The organism is Oceanobacillus aidingensis (assembly GCF_042654105.1).
GTDB classification, from domain to species: domain Bacteria; phylum Bacillota; class Bacilli; order Bacillales; family Amphibacillaceae; genus Oceanobacillus; species Oceanobacillus oncorhynchi.
This window is the reverse complement of sequence record NZ_JBHSFT010000049.1, coordinates 255,041-274,247: the sequence shown is the minus strand read 5'-3', so window position 1 is coordinate 274,247 and position 19,207 is coordinate 255,041. Positions and strand designations below refer to the sequence as shown.

Sequence of the window (19,207 nt, the reverse complement as noted above, 5' to 3'; positions counted from 1 at the left end):
GATTTAATGAATTTTAAAAAGGATTGCTAATCCAGCATTCGCTGTTGGGATTTTGAATTAAATTCTTTATCGAAAATGCGGAGGAAAATCAAGTGAATTTTTCTGCCTTTAGCAAAACAGGATAAAATAATCGGCATTATTCGATTTTTTTCCCTTTTTTCATATATTTTTATTGAAACATACGCAATTATTGAAATAATTAACATAGTAACTGCGATTACAAGAAGAAAATTTACTACAGAGAATAACGGGAAATCATTACTTTGATAACTAAGATAGGATACGATTGTTATCAAAGTAGCAACTATTATATTTCCAATTAAATATCTTTTTAATGATTTTATCGAAGGCTTCATGATTTTTCACCCTCTCAAACTTTCAGACTTCTTCACCCTTTTATGTTTCCGTTTACATAAAAGGTCAAAATAACTAATACTAAGAGACTAATTGTGAAAAGAAAGATTATCATGTCAATCTGGTCTGTAGTACTTGTTACGAATGCTTTGCTTGTTCTAAAGATAATGGTGAAGGAAAGCAAGAAAATGTTCAACCTCAAGCTGTAAGCTGTGATGCAGATAAGCCTATTGCTAAAATGGGTTATATTACAAATACTCCGTTTGAAGAAATGCAAGATTAAAGAAAACTATCAGGAGATTGGTATGCCGTAGTCACTGCATTTGGCTTTTGCTATACTCGGTGCTGCTTATGCGTATGCCATGACGAAATAATGATTAAAAACAGTAACTAGCGAAAGAAAAATACGGAGACTCCTGCGGGAGAGCGTAGTGTTTTCCTGCAGCGGTAATTATTAATTTCAATTTGTATAAACATCACATTTGTACTATTTTATTTCGGGGAATTTAATCTTCATATCTTCCTTTTATCATTTTCGTAAGTAAAGCAGCATCCCAAAAGAACAAAGAAAAGCAAAACGAAGCTATCTGTTAAGACAGAGAAGCCCACAGTCCATCTTAAAGTTACTGCTATCACTATAAAAGTCAAAGAAAGGATAATCTGTTTTAATTTAAAATTCACTGGGGCCACTCCCCTATCTTATGAATCAGCATCTTGCATTGCATGAATCCACTTAGGAATGATTTAAGTGATGAAATACTTCTTCTTTATCTTTAAATGGTGTTACCTGCTCTAAACCTTCCACAGAATCATCCAGATACAAATCTTTTTCAAACCAATCTACCGATGTCACCTGATCTGTCCGATATAAATATAGGTTATTTTCTACATAGCTTTCGTTGCTGTTTACTACAAGATATTGTATCTTTCCTACTTCTGTTAAAATAATATTATCGACGAGTCCAATTTTACCGTCTGTTGCATGTGCTTTAAATTCCATAAACTCTTCTATGCTTCTCAGGTTATCAGTTGCATTTTCAGGTGCAGCTAAATCCGGTTCCGGCGGTACACTGGCATCCTCCAGCTGTCCGTTTCCAGTTGCTACCGGACCGTGATCAGAATCTAACACCGCGTTTTCCTTATAGCTGTTCCACCCGAAATAATCCAATACCACTTCTTGATAGGAAGAAACGAAATCTTTATCTTCAGGCACCTCAGGACTCTCTCGAATCGTTTCCTTATCCCTGTCTACCTTAAGATAACCTTCCTCCAGATTAATTTCTTCCTGTACATGGAAAGGAAGCAGTACTTTCTTACCCGGAAGCCACTTTCTTGTATCGACAACAATAAATCGCAGCTCCCAATCATCATTGAAATATAAATCTTTTACCTTTCCTATTTCTCCATCTGTTGCATGAATAGTTAAATTCGTTAATGTTGAACCTAGAAACATGACAACACCTCCAAAAAGGGTTTATCCTGGAAATCGCCCTTAAACTCCGCTCTAACGCCTCTATTATAAAGAATGAAAATGCATAATACAGACGGAAGATCAGGCGGGCTGAATCCCTGAATCATTTTATTATCTAATACCCTTTCAGCAAGGTGTTAAACAAATCTATTATAATTGTTAATTATTTGTAAAATAACTTATCGGCACATAAAGACCGACACGTCCATGCTCTTCATGATTTAACGTTGCGAAAATAACTCCAATAACATTGCCTTCCTGATTTATAACAGGACTGCCGCTATTCCCCCGGTAAACGGGGGCCTGGATCATCATGACTTCCTTTTCCCAGCCGGAAAGCTGCAGCGGACCTAATATCGTGCCCTCATTGGCAATTCCGTTAAAAAATAAAGGGTTGCCTATAAAACGGATATCGTCTTCATATTCGACGGGTGCTGTTTCATCTAATGTTAAATAAGGAAGGCCATTCCCCTCAACTTCCACAACTGCTAAATCTATCTCCGGCATTTCTTCCACTACTTCTCCTTGAAATAGGCCTTCTTCCGGAAAAGCAACCGTTATCGTCTGCTCATCCTCAATCACATGATAATTTGTTAAAATTGTGCCATCATCGGAGACAGCAAAACCGGTGCCTCTTCCATCATTTGTTTCAATAACCACGACAGCTTCCTTGGATGCTGCTATCTGTTCCTCCTGCGATAACCGGCTGGACGCTTGAAGGAAATCTACAGCAGGAACCGAAATTACTTTCGGGAATAAGGAAAGTACATAAAACGTCATCGCAAAGGCTATCAGGATGACTAATACTTTCGGAAAACGGCGCTTCGGTTTAGTCTCTTCTTCTGCGCGGGCTCTTTCCCACGCTTCTGCTTTTGCTTGCGTAACCAGCTCCTGCATTTCTTCCTCATCAATATTTTCTATTAAATCTTCGTCCATTGATTTTTTGAACTTGTCATTTTCCTCTTCTTCGTTCAACGTCCGGCCTCCTTTCTCTGCTTAGTGGATCACTTTCATTTTATTTTAATAGAAGGAGCCCTGCTTTTCTATTAAAACAGCGTATCTCCCCTGCAGTTTAGGCGGAGATACGCTTTCTTCTTCCTTACTCAACTTTCGCACATTAAAAACTAACTTCATTTCTATAGAAACAGGGGTTGATCGTGCCTTCGATAACTCCCTTGACAAAAAATAGAAGGTGAAGTGTAAAGCACCACTGCGGCGGACCATTTTGCTTTCCGACGTACAAATGTTTTCGATGGGGTGAGTAATCGCAACCCCAGAACGTTGCGACATTAGTCTGCCTAGGGGCACACTCTTCAGCTAACTTTTGCCAAGAAGAGCACTTGGCAAAAGTGGATCTTCAGATGGTGCTGATCCCTCAGGAGTCAAAACGGTCCGCCTCCGCTAGTAGGTATTCTATACGTGAAAAACAACTTACCAAACAGAAGTTTGAACCGATAGAACATGTTTTTCATGCTGTATGGTAATGAAGAACATGTTCACCCTGGAATAGCAAGATATATTTGCTTATTCTTAGGTGCGAAAGTTGAGTTACTTATATTAACTAATTATTATACTTAAACACTTACCTTCAAAGAACCTTGCTGCATTTGATACATTTGATAATACGTTCCACGTTCTGCAATCAGAGTATCATGATTCCCCTGTTCGATAAGTCTTCCTTTATCCAGAACAATAATTTGATCAGCCTGCTGGATAGTAGACAAGCGGTGAGCGATAACAAGTGTCGTTCTTCCTTGCTTCAGTACCTCCAGTGCATGCTGAATCAGCAGCTCTGTTTCCGTATCAATATTTGCTGTAGCTTCATCTAAGATAAGAATCGATGGGTCAAAGGCAAGCGCCCGTGCAAAGGAAATTAATTGCCGTTCTCCTAATGAATAGGTAGATCCGTTTTCCGTCACTTCTTCATCATAACCGTTTGGAAGCTTTTCAATGAACCGGTCTGCCCCGACCGCTTTCAAGGCAGCAATCGCTGTTTCTCTCGTTATTTTTTCATCCTGCATCGTGACATTGCTCAAAATCGTACCCGAAAATAGAAATGGATCTTGAAGCACAACCCCCATATGACTGCGAACCTGCTGTCTGGACAAGGAGAATGTATCCATCCCGTCGATGGTAATCCTTCCTTTTTGCGGATCATAAAAACGAAATAATAAATTCATAATCGAGCTTTTGCCAGAGCCTGTATGCCCTACAAAAGCAGTGGTTTGCCCCGCGCCTACATGAAAGGAAATATCTTTCAAGATATAATCGTCCTTTTGATAAGCAAAGGATACATGGTCAAAAGAAATCGTTCCTCTGTATTTATCGATTGCCCGGTTATCCGTTTCTTCCGCAGGCTGGTCTAACAGCTCAAATACACGGCTGCCTGCTACTCTTGCCTGTTCAATTAATGGAAGCTGATTCACGATATCTGTTACTGGCTCAAACAAGCGGTTAATATAATCGACAAAAGCATACAGAACACCAATTGATATCATACTTGCCATATCAAAAGAAGAAGCTCCAAAATACCAGATAAACCCGACAAAGGTGATGTTACGAAATACAGTCACTAAATTATAAGAGGTCAGTGCGCTTAAGCGGATTAATTTCTTTTGGAATGTATAATTGCGATGATTTAATTCTTCAAAATCCGCTTTCATCGCCTTTTCTCTGTTGAAAGCTTGAATAATCGGCATACCTTGAATTGCTTCGTTGATGTTACCGTTAATTTGACTAATCGTTTTTCGGATCACCTGATTATATTTACCGCCAAAATACTTATAAAAACGCATCCAGCCATATAATAATGGAATCACAAGCAAGCAAAGCGCTGCGAGCTGCGGATCCAAAATAAATAAGGCAACAAAGATTCCTGCCATATAAACCAAGCTGGCGACTACAATCGACAGGACGCGCTCATATAAATCGCGAATCGCTTCCGTATCATTGGTGATTCTTGCAACAATGGTTCCCGCCGGCTGGTCGATATAATAATTAATCGGCAGCCGCTCCGTATGCGCAAATAAATCTGTCCGCATCCGCTTGACAATCTGATTTGCAGACTTTTGTAATAAAAAGGTTTGATAAAATTGAAAAACACCCGCAATAATCAATAAAACCATATATAATACTAGCAAACCGATGATTGGTGCCTTCTCCGGCTCGAAGAACGGATATGCTTCTTGAACAGATAACCGCTCCCCTTCCGCTCGAACAATATCATTATTCGAGGTAATCGTCAGTTCTCCATTATTCATCTCCCGTTCTCCTGTCAGAGGAAGCTCACCTTCAAAAACATAATAAGAAATTCCGATTTGTAATAAGGTGTAGGTAGCCCCTGTGGGGGTATCTTCATTTTCCACGCGGTCCGATCGTTTTAACAGCTGTTCGTGATAAGGAGCTGTTGTATCATCTGCTGTTTCTACAGCTTCCCAATATCCTTCGACACCGAGAATATGATTATCAATGACCCGTTTAGCAATCAATGGCCCAGCTAATTCCAAAGCAACTGCTATCATTAAACAGACAAGACCTAAAATAATTCCTTTTTTATATTTTAAGGCGTATTGAAATAACCGTCTCTCCGTACTCTTCATCTTTCCACCTCCCTAGTCTCTCATCTGCTGCTGAACATATTGTTTGTAATACCATCCTTTTTCCCTCATCAATTGCTCATGGGTGCCCTCTTCCGCTATTTCGCCATCCTCCAAAACGATGATATGATCTGCATGCGTTACTGCAGAGAGGCGATGCGCAGCTATAAATGTTGTTTTATTTTTTCGTTCCTCTTTCAGATGAGCAATAATAGCTGCCTCTGTTTTACCGTCAACTGCTGATAGCGAATCATCTAAAATAAGAATCTCCGGATTTTTAATAAAGGCACGTGCCAAAGCCACACGCTGCTTTTGACCCCCGGATAATGTAATTCCGCTTTCACCGACCTGGGTGTCTAACCCTTCAGGCAGCTGCAGAATGTCACTTGCGAAATACGCCAGCTCAAGTGCCCGGAATATTTCTTCATCGGTCGCAGCTTCTTTGCCGAATTGAATATTTTCCCGAATGGATTTGGAGAACATCATTTGATCCTGAGGAACATACCCTATCCATTCACGTAGCTGCTTTAACGGGAGACTTTCTATTTCCTCTCCAGAAATCACTATCTTTCCTTGTACATCCGGATACTGTCTCAGCAATAATTTAAACAGCGTTGTTTTCCCTGCTCCTGTTTTCCCGACAACTCCAATCGTATCTCCAACCCGCACCTTAAAAGAAACTGCTTTTAAAGCCTTCTCTGCCGTATTTGGATAGACAAAGGATACGTTATGAAATTGAAGCTCTTTCACCGCTTCAACTTGCTTCAGCTCCCTGACATCCCGCACATCAGGCGGGTAGGACAATGTCTTGTTCACCCGGTCTAAGGAGGCATTTCCCCGCTGGAGAATATTGATTAGCTCACCAACTGCGAACATTGGCCAAATCAGCATCCCCAAGTAAACATTAAAAGTCACTAAATCTCCTAAAGTTAACCTGTTTTCAAAGACAAGCATTGCTCCGTAGCCAATTCCGATTGTATAAGACAAGCCGACCAGAATTTTCATTGTCGGTTCAAATAACGCATCGATTTGGGCAACTTCCATATTTTTGTCATACACATCTTTTGTCATATTCTCAAACCGTGTTTTTTCCTGTTCTTCCTGGACAAAAGCACGAATTGCACGAACACCGCGAATGGATTCTAAAACACTGTTATTCATTTCCCCAAAAGCATCCTGTGCCTTGGTAAAACGACGATGTATCGCGCTTCCGTAAAAATTCATCATAACAGCCATAATGGGTAATGGAAGCAAAGCTGCAAAAGTCAGCGGCCAGCTGATGGTCAGCCCCATTACCGCAATAATCATCAGCATAAATATACTGGAATCAACCAATGTCAGGACACCAAAACCAGCTGTCAGACTGATTGCTTTTAAATCATTGGTCGATCTTGCCATTAAATCTCCTGTACGGTATTTCCCAAAAAACGTCGGAGACATCGATAAAAAATGATCCATCAGCTTGCTTCGCATCCATCGTTCTAAAATAACCGCTCCGCCAAAAAGCGTATAATCCCATAAAAATGAAATAATATAATGGACAATCAGCAGTACAATGTAACCTGTAATAACTGCCGTCAGAATTTGTACCGTCAATGTTTCAAATTGGATATGGTCGATAATATATCCGACTAATTTTGGAGGAATCAATCCAACTGCACTTGCCAAAATTAAAGCGATAATAGCGAACGTATATCGTTTCCAGTAATGCGCAAAAAACCAGCTTAATTTCTTAAATACGGCAAACATCCTTTCACCTGCTTTCTATACCAAGTTTTGCATTCTAAATTCATTTTCTGTTGAAATCCTCCCCGTAAAACGACCTGGAAGTTTCCTCCCTGCTTCAATTATTAAGAAAACACGTCAATTCCACATAGTAAACGGCAGCCAGGTCGCCTCTCCTTATTCACACCCCATTTTCTGGTTGAAAAATGCATCAAAAAAAGCGCACGCCATCTGTCGGCATACGCTTATAATAATCATCCTGCTTATTCCATTATCAGCCGGCCACACGGAAACCTGCGGCCATACAAACACTTCTCCCTTAAAAAATTAAGAGAAAGCAAACCCGTTTACTGGAGGCCACAAAATTGTATTCTGTTGTATTTGATTTGATTGGTTGATTTGATACTGTAAATTCATCATTTTGTGATTCCCTCCTTTTTTATTTACTTGAAAATTGAATGCCTTTTTATTATATATTCCTACAATTCCCAAGTCAATTGTTTTTTTAATTTTAATAAAATTATATTATTTGAAAGCATTTTTTTATATGTTTCTCACGATTTTTTTCACCCTATTTATTTTCATATAATAAATTCCGTGCTATTATTTTTATTTAAGGGAGATGAAAGATATGAATTTAGATCAACTTTTAGATTTCAACGAAAAATTTGTAGACAGCAAAGATTACGAAGCTTATACAACGGACAAGTTCCCGAATAAACGCATGGTTATTTTTACTTGCATGGACACACGTTTAGTGGAACTGCTTCCCAGAGCACTGAATATCCGGAACGGTGATGTGAAAATGGTGAAAAATGCCGGAGCTATTATCCGGAAGCCATTTGACAGTATTATGAAAAGCTTATTAGTGGCTATTTACAGCTTAAAAGCAGAGGAAGTTGTTGTTATCGGTCATCATGGCTGCGGAATGTCCAATGTAGATACAGAAGCGCTACAACAAACTATGCTTGACCGCGGTATATCGGAAGACACGTTACATACCCTGGAGCATTCTGGTATTAACCTTCATAAAGAATTCCATGGTTTCGAGAAAATTGAGGACTCTGTGACTCAAAGTGTAGGAATTATTCGCAATCACCCGCTTCTTCCTAAAGAAGTGAAGGTTCACGGGCTTGTTATTGACCCGGAAACTGGAAAATTAGACGTCGTTTCCAGAGAAGACTAAAATAATACAAAGAAAGGGCCCGCTCATTTTATGAAGCAGGCCCTTTTTAAACATTAAAAATGCTATTAGCTTATTTCTTTTGAATCGATTGAATAATTTCAATAACTTTATCTCTTGATTCTTCACTCTTATATTTTTTCATTTCATCCAGCATGACTGGCGCAGCTTTTTTTAGTGCAGCCGCTTCTTGAATCAGCTTTTCTGTTGTTAACGTCTCCTCTTCAACAACCTTCGCATATTTCTTTTCTTTAAAAGAATTTGCATTAATAATCTGATCTCCCCTGCTTGCCCCGCGAGAAAGCGGGATTAACAGCATCGGCTTTCGCAAAGCTAAAAATTCAAAAATCGCATTGGAGCCGGCACGGGATACAACAAAATCCGTAGCCGCGAAAATATCTTTTAGTTCCTCATGTACGTATTCAAATTGCGCATATCCTGGAGCATGAAGAGCTGAATCTACTTTTCCGCTTCCGCAAATATGAATAATTTCAAAATGCGTCAGTAAATCATCCAACGCCTCATGGATCGTTGAATTAATTTTTTCCGATCCGCCGCTTCCCCCCATAACCAAAAGCACGGGTTTTTCTCCTGAAAGCTGGGCAAATGTTAACCCTGCCTTTTTATCACCTGTAAATAATTCATCCCGAATCACCGCTCCAACATAAGCAGCCTTCTTCTCCGGAAGATATTGCATGGTCTCCGGGAATGTCGCCAATACTTTTTTGGTAAATGGAATAGAAAGCTTATTTGCAAGTCCCGGTGTGAAATCAGATTCGTGAATCACTGAGGGGATGCCTCTTAATTTTGCTGCTGCAACTACCGGGACAGAGACAAATCCGCCTTTTGAAAAAACAACAGATGGCTTTCTCTTGCCTAAAATACGAAAAGCCTGTATCGTTCCCTTTAAAACCTTAAACGGATCTTTAAAGTTTTCTTTGGACATATAGCGGCGCAGTTTCCCGGTAGATACCGGATGATAGGTCACGCCCTCCAATTTTTCAATCAAATTTCGTTCGATTCCTTCATAGGATCCGATGTAGTCTACTTCATAACCCTGCTCCTGATAATATGGTATAAGTGCTAAATTAACAATGACATGGCCGGCAGTTCCGCCGCCAGTAAATAAAATACGTTTTTTATTTCTTTTTTCCATGGATCAATTCATCCTTTCCCAGATTATTATATCAGCGTATAATGGGCAATGCACCTATTAATGTAATGAAAAACCGAATTACGAAATGTCAGGAAGATGAATGATGTACGAAACAACGAATCGAAGACAAAAAATCAAACTTTTTATTATCATTATGCTGCCAATCCTTGTGACCCAAGTCAGTATGAATCTGATGAATTTTTTTGATACGGTCATGTCAGGACAAGCCAGCGCCGTTGATTTAGCAGGGGTTGCAATCGGATCCAGCCTTTGGATACCAATTTTAACAGCTGTAAATGGGATTGTTCTCGCAATAACTCCAATTATCTCTCAACTTATTGGCGCCAAAGAGAAAAAAGATATTCCGCAGGTAATTCAGCAGGGTATTTATTTATCTGTCGGTTTATCCTTCATTATTCTCATTGCCGGTTTTTTTGTTTTAGAACCTGTATTACAGCTGATGAGCCTGGAACCGGATGTACATCATGTGGCGAAATATTATTTAATTTTTCTTGCTGCGGGTATTATGCCATTATTTATTTTTCACACGGTCCGAAGCTTTATGGATGGGCTTGGACAGACGAGAGCTTCTATGATTATTATTTTAATTTCTCTGCCAATCAATGCCTTTTTGAACTATATCTTTATTTTTGGCAAACTGGGAATACCGGCATTTGGCGGCATCGGCGCTGGAATTGCAACGAGTATTACCTATTGGATAGTCAGTATCATTTCTTTATATATGATACATAAGGTTGCTCCATTTACATCGTATCAAGTCTTTCAGGTACGCTTTAAACCACAGATTTCCTATTGGCTCAGTCAATTAAAAATTGGTCTGCCAATCGGAATGGCAATGTTTTTTGAAACAAGTATTTTTTCTGTGGTAACGATGATGATGAGTGTGTATGATACAAATACAATTGCCGCCCACCAGGCAGCAATGAACTTTGCCGGATTATTATACATGCTGCCGTTAAGCGTCGGAATGGCGCTTACTATTGCAGTCGGGTTTGAAATAGGAGCGAAACGTTTTCAGGATGCACGAACCTATACGTATCTTGGAATTACAGGCGGGATGATTATTGCTCTATTTATCGGCATTATTTTGTTTGTATTCGATGATGCCGTTGCAGCGCTATACCATAATAACCCAGAAGTGATTGCCTTAACAAAACAATTTATTCTGTTTGCGATATTTTATCAGCTTGCAGATGCCATCGGCGCTCCTATCCAAGGAGCTTTAAGAGGATATAAGGATGTGAACGTCACCCTTATTCTCGCATTAATTTCTTATTGGCTTATCGGCTTGCCGGTTGGATTTTTATTTGCCAACTATACCAATTTTGATGCCTTTGGCTACTGGATTGGAATTATTGTCGGTTTAAGTGCAGGCGCAATTGCTCTGCTGCTCCGACTATTACACATTCAGCGTAAAGCAAAGCGCGGTTGAAAATGTTTTAATAAGAATTATAAAAAGCACCATGAATCATTTTGATTGATTCATGGTGCTTTGATGTTATTCCTACAAGAATAGTCCAACGATGGTTGCTGAAAGAATAGATACCAGCATAGACCCTGCCAAAAGCTTCATTCCAAATTTAGAAACAATGACAGCTTTGGCATTATCAATCCCTTTTACAGTACCTGCGATAATACCGATAGAAGAGAAGTTAGCAAAGCTTGTTAAGAATACTGTTACAATACCAACTGTTTTTTCAGAAAGCTGATCCAGCAATGGTTGTAATTCCAGCATTGCTACAAATTCATTTGTTACAATTTTTGTACCCATAATCGATCCAGCTTGAACAACTTCACCTGGCGCAATTCCCATTAGTACGCCTAGTGGAGAAATAATATAACCAAGAATTTCCTGCAGGGTAATTCCAGCGAAAACAGCTTGGATAATCCAGTTAACCAGTTCTAATGAGGCAATAAAAGCAATTAACATTGCAGCAACAATCAGTGCAATTTTCCCGCCTTCTAATGCACCATTTCCCATTGCTTCGAAAATACTTTTATCCTGACTGACGTCCGAAATATCCACTTTGTCTTCTTCCTTTGGAACGTTTACAGGGGCAATGATTGAAGCGATCATCAAGCAGCTGAACATATTCAACGGCAAAGCAACCAAAACATATTCTGGAGGCAGCATTTGAATATACGATCCCACGATAGAAGCTGATACAGAACTCATTGCCGAGGCACAGACAATAAATAAACGATTTTCATTTAAATGGTGAAATTGCGAGCGTATTGCAATCAATGCCTCAGATTGACCGAAGAAAACACTATTTACACCATTAAATGATTCAATTCGAGGTAACCCTGTTATTTTGGAAATAACAGCTCCAATATACTTAATAATTATTGGAAGAACTTTTAAATAAGTAAGAACGGAGAGAATGGTTGCAAAAAAGATAATTAAGAGAAGCACATTGAAGAAGAATACGCCGCCCTCTGCCAACTCAAATCCACCTAACACAAATCCAATACCTTCTTGTCCGAACTCAATTAACTTATTGAATAAGTTTGAAATCCACCTGATAATGTCTTCACCAATTGGCGTGGAAAACATAAACCATGTAATAAGCAATTGTATAACTAACATAATACCAATGGCATAGAAGTTGATTCTTTTCTTATCATTCGACATTAAAAATGCTAGGCCGAGTGTAATGATAACTGCCAAAATCCCCAACAAAATGTCCATATTACCGCCTCCTCCACATTATTTCCTGTAAACGCTTTATCATATATAATAAAAAATTTACAGGAAAAGTTTCAAATCTACATATTAAAACAATACAAAACATTGCAATCCCTAAAAAAATAAATGTAATTATTTAATTAAGAACTCCCATTCAATTACTATCATATTAGTAATTGAAAATAATTTCAATGCTTGGAAAAGAGAATTAATAATTAAAAAAATTAGAAATAAATTGTAATATTTAGGATAAATACTCTATTTGTGTCATGTTAAATAAATCATATATAATATTTCCTAATTGCTTAAGAAAATACAACTTCAATTTGTCTGCACCTGTCGAAATTCGGAACTATTTTGGTTTCTTTATGATTCAGCAGAGTTTGAATTAGATATTTACTGAAGAGGCTAATTTTACTTTCTTGACATATAAGAAAAAAACAAGAACACCACTTGATTTTTAAAACTTCGGTGTTCTTGCCAAAAAGATTTCCGATGCGACTCTTTTCGATGGAACGAGTAATCGCATTCCCAGTCCCAGTCCCAACCCCGACCTCAGAACGAGAGCCCTTTCTTACTCTTATAAAAAAAGTCTTGATACGAGCATATCAGCTCATATCAAGACTTTTACATTTTTAACCTTCTAGCAATAAATCATATGGATCTTCAAGCATTTCCTTGATTCGAACTAAGAATTGAACGGCTTCTTTTCCATCTACAATACGGTGATCATAGGATAATGCAATATACATCATCGGACGCACTTCAATGGAATCATCCGGCATAGCGATTGGGCGCTTAATGATGTTATGCATTCCCAAAATACCAACCTGCGGCGCATTTAAAATTGGTGTAGACATCATAGAACCAAATGTACCGCCATTTGTAATTGTAAAGGAACCGCCTTGCAAGTCATTTAAGGACAATTTATTGTCACGTGCTTTCGTACCTAAATCAACGATATCCTGCTCAATTCCTGCAAAGTCCTTGCGATCTGCGTCACGAACAACCGGAACAACAAGACCATCATCTGTAGAAACGGCAATACCGATATCATAGAATTTTTTAATGACTAATTCATTGCCTTGGATTTCTGCATTCAGAAGCGGGAATTCTTTTAATGCTCCTACTACAGCTTTAGCAAAGAAAGACATAAACCCTAGCTTGACACCATTTTTCTCTAGGAATTTATCTTTTCGCTGCTTACGAAGCTCCATTACAGAAGTCATATCTACTTCATTAAATGTAGTTAACATAGCTGTATTATGCTGTACTTCTACAAGGTTTTTAGCAATTGTTTGGCGGCGGCGTGTCATTTTAACACGTTCTACCGGCTTATCAAACTCTGTTTTCTCTGATTTAGGCTCTTCTTTTTTCGCCGGCTTCGATGGCGCAGACTCTTTTTTAGGAGCATTATTATGAGCATTCACATCGTCTGGACGAACTCTGCCAAGCGGATCACGTGTTTGTACTTCACTTAAGTCAATACCCAGTTCGCGAGCGCGTTTTCTTGCTGCAGGAGAAGCAATCACATCACCATTACTTTGTTCAGGTGCAGCTTCCTGCTTATTTTTCTCAGAAGCTTCCTGTTTAGGCTCTTCTTTAGGAGCTTCTTCATTTTTATCAGCTTCTTCTGTCTTACTTTCTTCCTTGCCGGAAGATACACCCGCTTCGCCATTTTCATCTAATTTGCCGATGATATCTCCTACAGAAACATCCTCGCCCTCATTACTGGTAATTTCAGCGATAACACCAGAAAATTCTGAGTTGACTTCCACGTTTACTTTATCCGTCTCTAACTCTACAATTGCATCGCCTTTCTCTACTTTATCGCCTTCTTTTACAAGCCATTCTGCTATTGTTCCTTCTGTAATAGATTCCGCTAATTCAGGTATTTTAATTTCTTGCACTTTATTTTCCTCCTTCAAATTCGTTCAATGCCTGGTCAATAATATATTGATGCGCTGTTTTATGCACAGTAGGTATGCCTCCAGCTGGTGCTGCACGCTTCGGTCTGCTGATAACGTGTAATTCCTGATCCTCTTCAAGAAGCTCTCTTAAATAATCATCTACAAAATCCCATGAACCCATATTTTTTGGCTCTTCTTGCACCCAGACGATTTCTTTTAAGTTAGGAAGTTTTTGGATTTCTTCTTGAATTGCTTTTTTAGGGAACGGATAGATTTGCTCTACACGTAAGGCGCGAATCCAATCGCAGTTCGCTTCTGCTTCTTCCATTTCCCCTTCAATATCAATCATTATTTTACCGCTTCCCAATAACAGACGTGTCGCTTTTTTCGGATCTGTATCAAAGTATGGTTGTTCACGCAACGTTTTAAATCCACCGGTCGTAAACTCTTCCGCACTGGAAGCCATCTTATAATCTCTGATAAGACTGCTTTTCGGTGTCATCAGAATCAAAGGACGTGCCTCTGGACGGGAACGCATTGCTGCCTGACGACGAAGCAGATGGAATAACTGCGCTGAGGAAGTAACATTCGCTACGATCCAGTTATTCTCTGCAGCCATCTGTAAATAACGTTCTAAGCGGGCACTGGAATGCTCTGGCCCTTGTCCTTCATACCCATGAGGAAGCAGCAATACCATATTTGATTTTTCATCCCATTTCGCTCTCGCTGAAGCAATAAATTGGTCAATAATCACCTGACCCGCATTGGCAAAATCACCGAATTGTGCTTCCCAGATAACAAGTGTGCTTGGAGAATACACACTATAGCCATATTCAAAGCCTAAAACTCCTGTTTCTGATAGCGGACTGTTGCGAACATCAAAGGAGGCTTTGACATCTGACAATCCATGCATCGGACTATATTTTTCACCTGTATTCACATCATGCAGGACAACATGGCGATGCGCAAAGGTTCCTCTTTCTGTATCCTGACCTGTTAATCGAATTGGTGTGCCATCTTTTAATATAGAGGCAAATGCTAACGCTTCCCCGGTTCCCCAGTCAGCTTTGTTTCCTTCTTCTAATGCATCTTCTCTGCGCTTCAGAATTCTTTCGGTTTTCTTAAAGCCTTCAAAACCTTCCGGACGTTTTAGAAGTTCTTTATTGATTCCCTTTAAAGTCTCTAAATCTACTGCAGTTTCAAATTGATCTAATCTATTAGATAATACTTCCGGCATAGACTTCGGCTGCGGCTCACCTATTTCCGTTTCTGTCATGCCCTTGTAAATATCAGACAGTTTTGTATCAATCTCGTTTTTAATTTCGTCAAATCCGCCGGATTCCAATAGGTTTCTTTCTTCCATCGCACGTGCGAACAAGGTAGATACCGATGGATGATTATCGATTTCACTGTACAATTGCGGCTGTGTCGTTCTCGGCTCATCCATTTCATTATGTCCATAACGGCGATAACCTACTAAATCAATTAAAACATCTTTATGGAATTTTTTACGATACTCACAAGCTATTTTCACTGCAGAAATACAAGAAATCGGATCATCTGCACTGACCCGGATAATCGGAATTTCAAAACCTTTAGCCAAATCACTTGCATAGCGTGTAGAGCGTCCGTCTACGCGGTCTGTTGTATAACCAAGCTGGTTATTCGCAATCAGGTGAACAGTTCCGCCTGTTGTATACCCCGGCAATCCGCTTAAATTAAGCGTTTCTGCAACGACACCTTCCCCGATAAAGGCTGCATCCCCATGAATAATCAGCGGCATTGCTTTATTCGTATCTCTAACAGGATAACCGCTTACATCACGTTCATCCTGTGCCGCACGGGCAAATCCTTCCACAACCGGGTTGACAAATTCAAGGTGTGACGGATTATGCGCAAGTGTAATTTTTGTGTTTACTTTACTTCCATGGATAACTTCTTTTTCTGCTCCAAAATGATATTTTACGTCTCCGGTCCAGCCATAGTTAATTGCTTTAGAACCTTCTGACGGCATCAATTCCTTGTCTCTTGTATAATTAAACTCGGAAAAAATCTTATCATATGGCTTTTTCAATACATTCGCAAGCACAGCTAAACGTCCGCGGTGCGCCATTCCCATCATTACATGTTCAATGTTATCTTCGTTTGCATATTTTACGAGATAGTCGATCATCGGAACCATTGACTCTAAGCCTTCGATGGAAAAACGCTTTTGGCCGACAAATGTTTTATGAAGGAATTTTTCAAAACCCTCTACTTCATATAAACGCTTTAAAATATCCTTTCTGTCCTCTTGATCAGGATCAAATCTTGCATTTCCTTCTTCAATCAAATCAAACAGCCAGGTCCGCTCTTCATCATTATTGACATGGTCATACTCAAACGTAATAGTTCCTGTATAGTATTTCTTCAGCAGGTTAATAACATCCAAACCTGTTTGAACATCTTCTTTTTCCCGTTCCCAGATCCAGGAGGCCGGGATTTTTTTCAAATCTTCTTCTGTTAAATTGTAATGCTTTAAATCAAGCATTACGGACGGAGCACTTTTATAGCCGCCAACAGAATAAATATCCGCATCTGTATGACCGTAACGCCGAATAGCCTCAACAAGTTTGATTGCTGAGGTTAATTTCGTCACATCAAAATCTTCTGATATATTCCCATTGGAAGCTGTTTGTTCACTGATAGGAAAGACTACTTCTGCCCCTGTCATCCAAGCAGGCGCTCCATATGCATCAAACAATGCTTTAATAGAAGATTCCACTTGTTCTGGATCTTCTTTGTACAATTCATACTGTTGTTCTAAATACCCCGCATTTGGTCCGTGAAACTGTCCCCAAAATTTTTCTGCAGACTCTTCATTTCCTGGCACGACTGATACCCCCATTGAATTAACTAATCCGTTCGTGAAAACGGTTCAAATTATTAATAATCCTATTGATTTCTTTACACCAACTAATATACATGATTTTTAAGGAGGTTACAAGGAATCAGAACCGATTTATTGGGATAATTCGACATTTTCTATTCTTCCATAAAAATATATCAAAACAGTCCCTTTTTTATATTTTTCTAACAATTAATTCAGTGACTTTTGAACACATATTTTCCGGTAAAAATACATTTAATTAAAATTAATATAGGAATAGTTCACAACCAGTGATTTTTCCGTTATAATAAGGACAAATTAGTAAACAAAACTTCATTCTGTCAGAGCATCCCGATTTCTGCAGATTGGCAGTTACATGCTTCAGGCTTGCAGGCAGTTCTTCATTCTTCTTTCAACAATTTCTATAACAGAAGAGATATGTTTACATACAGCTGCTGCAAGATAAAAGCGTATCCATAACCCAAATGAAAATACAACGCATTTCTTTATGATGTTAAATTGGATACCATCACTACATAAAAGGAGGAATCTTATCATGAAATTAGCATTGATTTTAGGAGTTGCTGTTACATTTATTGTTTCCTGTTTTTCAGCTGGCTACGAAGCAAAACCGGGAGTACCAAAAGAAGATCAGCGTACTTAAGATTTAAAATAACTTTATAGAAATCACTTTATGTACAATCAAAAAAAGATGCCTCCATTTTGCGGAGACATCTTTTTTAATGTAAATCAGGAAACCCCTGCTGTCTTAACGCTTCATAGATAATAATGGAAGCTGTATTGGACAGATTTAATGAACGAACCTCGTCATTCATATGAATTCGCAGGCATTTATCTTCTTTATCTGTCAGCAGTTCCCGCGGGATCCCTGTAGACTCTTTTCCAAATACAAAAAATTGATCCAGCTCCACGGAGGAAAAATCAAAATCAGTATAATATTTGGTTCCAAAGTTCTCTATATAGTAAAAGCTCCCTGCCGGATAGGTTTGATATAATTCATCGATGGAATCATATTCTTTAACATCAACATGCTCCCAGTAATCCAAACCGGCGCGACGCACCATTTTACTGTCTGTTGAAAAGCCAAGCGGACGGATAAGGTGTAACGTCGTCCCGGTCGCTAAACATGTTCTCCCGATATTCCCCGTATTTGCCGGGATTTCTGGTTCAAATAATACTACATGCAAACTCACCATTCATTCTCCTTCAATTGCAAATTCTAAAAGTGGATATCCCTAAAAGCTGGTTCTCTTCTTTCTATCCCAAAATCAATTATACACTAACTTATCTCAATCCGAAAAAACTTATATTCAATTTCCGGAGTCCAGGCAGCCGAGTCCTCATAAGACCAATAACGGTTGCGGCTGTTATCGGTATGCGCATTGACAAGCGGCATATTATCAGCATCTTTAGCTACTACAATCGTTGTATGATTCCATGTACCGTCGCCTTCAAAATCATAGCAAATCACATCTCCGGGATTTAATTCTTCCGGTGTTTGCATCTCGATTCCCCTGATTCCGCGTTCTGAACCGCTTAAATACCATCTGAACGAATGCGCCACAGACCAGCTGAAGCTCCAAGAATCTTTTCCATACCACCAGCCCCGCTCCCGGACCGGCTCCCCCCACATCGGGCCTCCTCCCGCCCGCAGACATTGGGAAATGTAATTCGTGCAATCATCTTCAAAGCGACGATATTCCGGATTATAGCTGTTCCACCAGCGCTCTGCATATTTCACTGCTCCCAGCCGGTTATATTCTATTTCACGATTATTATCCTTGAGGTTTCCTTGTTTTAATACAGGGGGCTGATTACTGCCGTTTTCCGCTGGAGGCTTTTCAATCGATTGATGTCTGATTTCTCTATCCGATTGTTTCACAAGCTGATAAGGGACGACCTGCTCTTCCGTATAAAAAAAATCGTCCTGCTTCATTAAATATACCAAGTGTACCGCATATCGCGTGCTTCTGGTTGTGTCATAGGACTGTTTGCTGAAGACGAGGCCTTTTCCTTTTATCTTCACAATTTGCGCCTTTCGCTTCTTACAAAGTCTCTGCTTCTTACGCCACCAATCTTGGCCCTCCTTGCTGCCCTTGAAAAATTGCTGCCAATATGTTGTAATATCGCCCATAAAAAATCGCCTCCTCATCACAGCTTATGCATAAAGGAGGCGAATTAGGTCTTAGAAACCGCTGGAATGGCCGTGAGT

General features: G+C 39.3%; 13 protein-coding genes. 2 read left to right on the top strand and 11 right to left on the bottom strand.

Features of this window, described 5'->3' with window-relative positions; all coding sequences use genetic code 11:
• Positions 1–26: 26 nt before the first annotated feature.
• The 5 genes from ACFO3P_RS20745 to ACFO3P_RS20725 all read right to left on the bottom strand — a co-directional run bounded on the left by ACFO3P_RS20745 (position 27) and on the right by ACFO3P_RS20725 (position 7,170).
• Positions 27–356, bottom strand: coding sequence for a hypothetical protein (locus tag ACFO3P_RS20745; protein ID WP_193062052.1), 330 nt, complete (start codon positions 354–356; stop codon positions 27–29).
• Between the two features lie 731 nt (positions 357–1,087).
• Complete coding sequence (locus ACFO3P_RS20740) at positions 1,088–1,807, bottom strand: PRC-barrel domain-containing protein (protein WP_193062051.1); 720 nt, start codon at positions 1,805–1,807, stop codon at positions 1,088–1,090.
• Positions 1,808–1,984: 177 nt separating this feature from the next.
• A complete protein-coding gene (locus ACFO3P_RS20735) occupies positions 1,985–2,800 on the bottom strand; it encodes a S1 family peptidase (RefSeq protein WP_226894669.1) in 816 nt (271 codons plus the stop codon).
• A 599-nt stretch (positions 2,801–3,399) separates the two neighbouring features.
• Positions 3,400–5,424 carry an ABC transporter ATP-binding protein gene (locus ACFO3P_RS20730; protein ID WP_193062050.1) on the bottom strand — a complete coding sequence of 675 codons (2,025 nt, stop codon included), beginning with the start codon at positions 5,422–5,424 and terminating at the stop codon, positions 3,400–3,402.
• Positions 5,425–5,436: 12 nt separating this feature from the next.
• Positions 5,437–7,170, bottom strand: a complete 1,734-nt coding sequence (locus tag ACFO3P_RS20725) for an ABC transporter ATP-binding protein (RefSeq protein ID WP_193062049.1) — start codon at positions 7,168–7,170, stop codon at positions 5,437–5,439.
• Between the two features lie 607 nt (positions 7,171–7,777).
• Between ACFO3P_RS20725 and ACFO3P_RS20720 the strand changes: the two genes are divergently transcribed.
• Positions 7,778–8,332 carry a beta-class carbonic anhydrase gene (locus tag ACFO3P_RS20720; RefSeq protein ID WP_042533770.1) on the top strand — a complete coding sequence of 185 codons (555 nt, stop codon included), beginning with the start codon at positions 7,778–7,780 and terminating at the stop codon, positions 8,330–8,332.
• 70 nt (positions 8,333–8,402) lie between these two features.
• Here ACFO3P_RS20720 and ACFO3P_RS20715 read toward each other — a convergent pair whose 3' ends face one another.
• A complete protein-coding gene (locus ACFO3P_RS20715; RefSeq protein WP_193062048.1) occupies positions 8,403–9,485 on the bottom strand; it encodes an undecaprenyldiphospho-muramoylpentapeptide beta-N-acetylglucosaminyltransferase in 1,083 nt (360 codons plus the stop codon).
• 103 nt (positions 9,486–9,588) lie between these two features.
• Between ACFO3P_RS20715 and ACFO3P_RS20710 the strand changes: the two genes are divergently transcribed.
• On the top strand, positions 9,589–10,938 hold the full coding sequence (locus ACFO3P_RS20710) for an MATE family efflux transporter (protein ID WP_193062361.1): 1,350 nt from the start codon (positions 9,589–9,591) through the stop codon (positions 10,936–10,938).
• Positions 10,939–11,010: 72 nt separating this feature from the next.
• On the opposite strand, the gene ACFO3P_RS20705 is transcribed toward ACFO3P_RS20710, so the two are convergent.
• From ACFO3P_RS20705 to ACFO3P_RS20685, 5 genes are all read right to left on the bottom strand, one after another.
• Positions 11,011–12,198 (bottom strand): NupC/NupG family nucleoside CNT transporter, encoded by a 1,188-nt coding sequence (locus ACFO3P_RS20705; RefSeq protein ID WP_193062047.1) that lies wholly within the window; start codon positions 12,196–12,198, stop codon positions 11,011–11,013.
• Between the two features lie 632 nt (positions 12,199–12,830).
• On the bottom strand, positions 12,831–14,105 hold the full coding sequence (gene odhB, locus ACFO3P_RS20700) for a 2-oxoglutarate dehydrogenase complex dihydrolipoyllysine-residue succinyltransferase (RefSeq protein WP_193062046.1): 1,275 nt from the start codon (positions 14,103–14,105) through the stop codon (positions 12,831–12,833).
• 1 nt (position 14,106) lies between these two features.
• A complete protein-coding gene (locus ACFO3P_RS20695; RefSeq protein WP_139089118.1) occupies positions 14,107–16,977 on the bottom strand; it encodes a 2-oxoglutarate dehydrogenase E1 component in 2,871 nt (956 codons plus the stop codon).
• A 737-nt stretch (positions 16,978–17,714) separates the two neighbouring features.
• Positions 17,715–18,188: a tRNA (cytidine(34)-2'-O)-methyltransferase gene (locus ACFO3P_RS20690; protein ID WP_042533758.1), complete on the bottom strand. Its 474-nt coding sequence runs from the start codon at positions 18,186–18,188 to the stop codon at positions 17,715–17,717.
• Between the two features lie 86 nt (positions 18,189–18,274).
• Positions 18,275–19,129 (bottom strand): amidase domain-containing protein, encoded by an 855-nt coding sequence (locus ACFO3P_RS20685; protein WP_193062045.1) that lies wholly within the window; start codon positions 19,127–19,129, stop codon positions 18,275–18,277.
• Positions 19,130–19,207 lie beyond the last annotated feature (78 nt).

Excerpts from the sequence above, each read along its gene's own strand:
- ACFO3P_RS20740 (WP_193062051.1), bottom strand. The coding sequence starts at position 1,807 with ATGTTTCTAGGTTCAACATTAACGAATTTAACTATTCATGCAACAGAT.
- ACFO3P_RS20685 (WP_193062045.1), bottom strand. The coding sequence starts at position 19,129 with ATGGGCGATATTACAACATATTGGCAGCAATTTTTCAAGGGCAGCAAG.
- ACFO3P_RS20710 (WP_193062361.1), top strand. The coding sequence starts at position 9,589 with ATGTACGAAACAACGAATCGAAGACAAAAAATCAAACTTTTTATTATC.
- ACFO3P_RS20730 (WP_193062050.1), bottom strand. The coding sequence starts at position 5,424 with ATGAAGAGTACGGAGAGACGGTTATTTCAATACGCCTTAAAATATAAA.
- ACFO3P_RS20705 (WP_193062047.1), bottom strand. The coding sequence starts at position 12,198 with ATGGACATTTTGTTGGGGATTTTGGCAGTTATCATTACACTCGGCCTA.
- ACFO3P_RS20725 (WP_193062049.1), bottom strand. The coding sequence starts at position 7,170 with ATGTTTGCCGTATTTAAGAAATTAAGCTGGTTTTTTGCGCATTACTGG.
- ACFO3P_RS20745 (WP_193062052.1), bottom strand. The coding sequence starts at position 356 with ATGAAGCCTTCGATAAAATCATTAAAAAGATATTTAATTGGAAATATA.
- ACFO3P_RS20720 (WP_042533770.1), top strand. The coding sequence starts at position 7,778 with ATGAATTTAGATCAACTTTTAGATTTCAACGAAAAATTTGTAGACAGC.
- ACFO3P_RS20715 (WP_193062048.1), bottom strand. The coding sequence starts at position 9,485 with ATGGAAAAAAGAAATAAAAAACGTATTTTATTTACTGGCGGCGGAACT.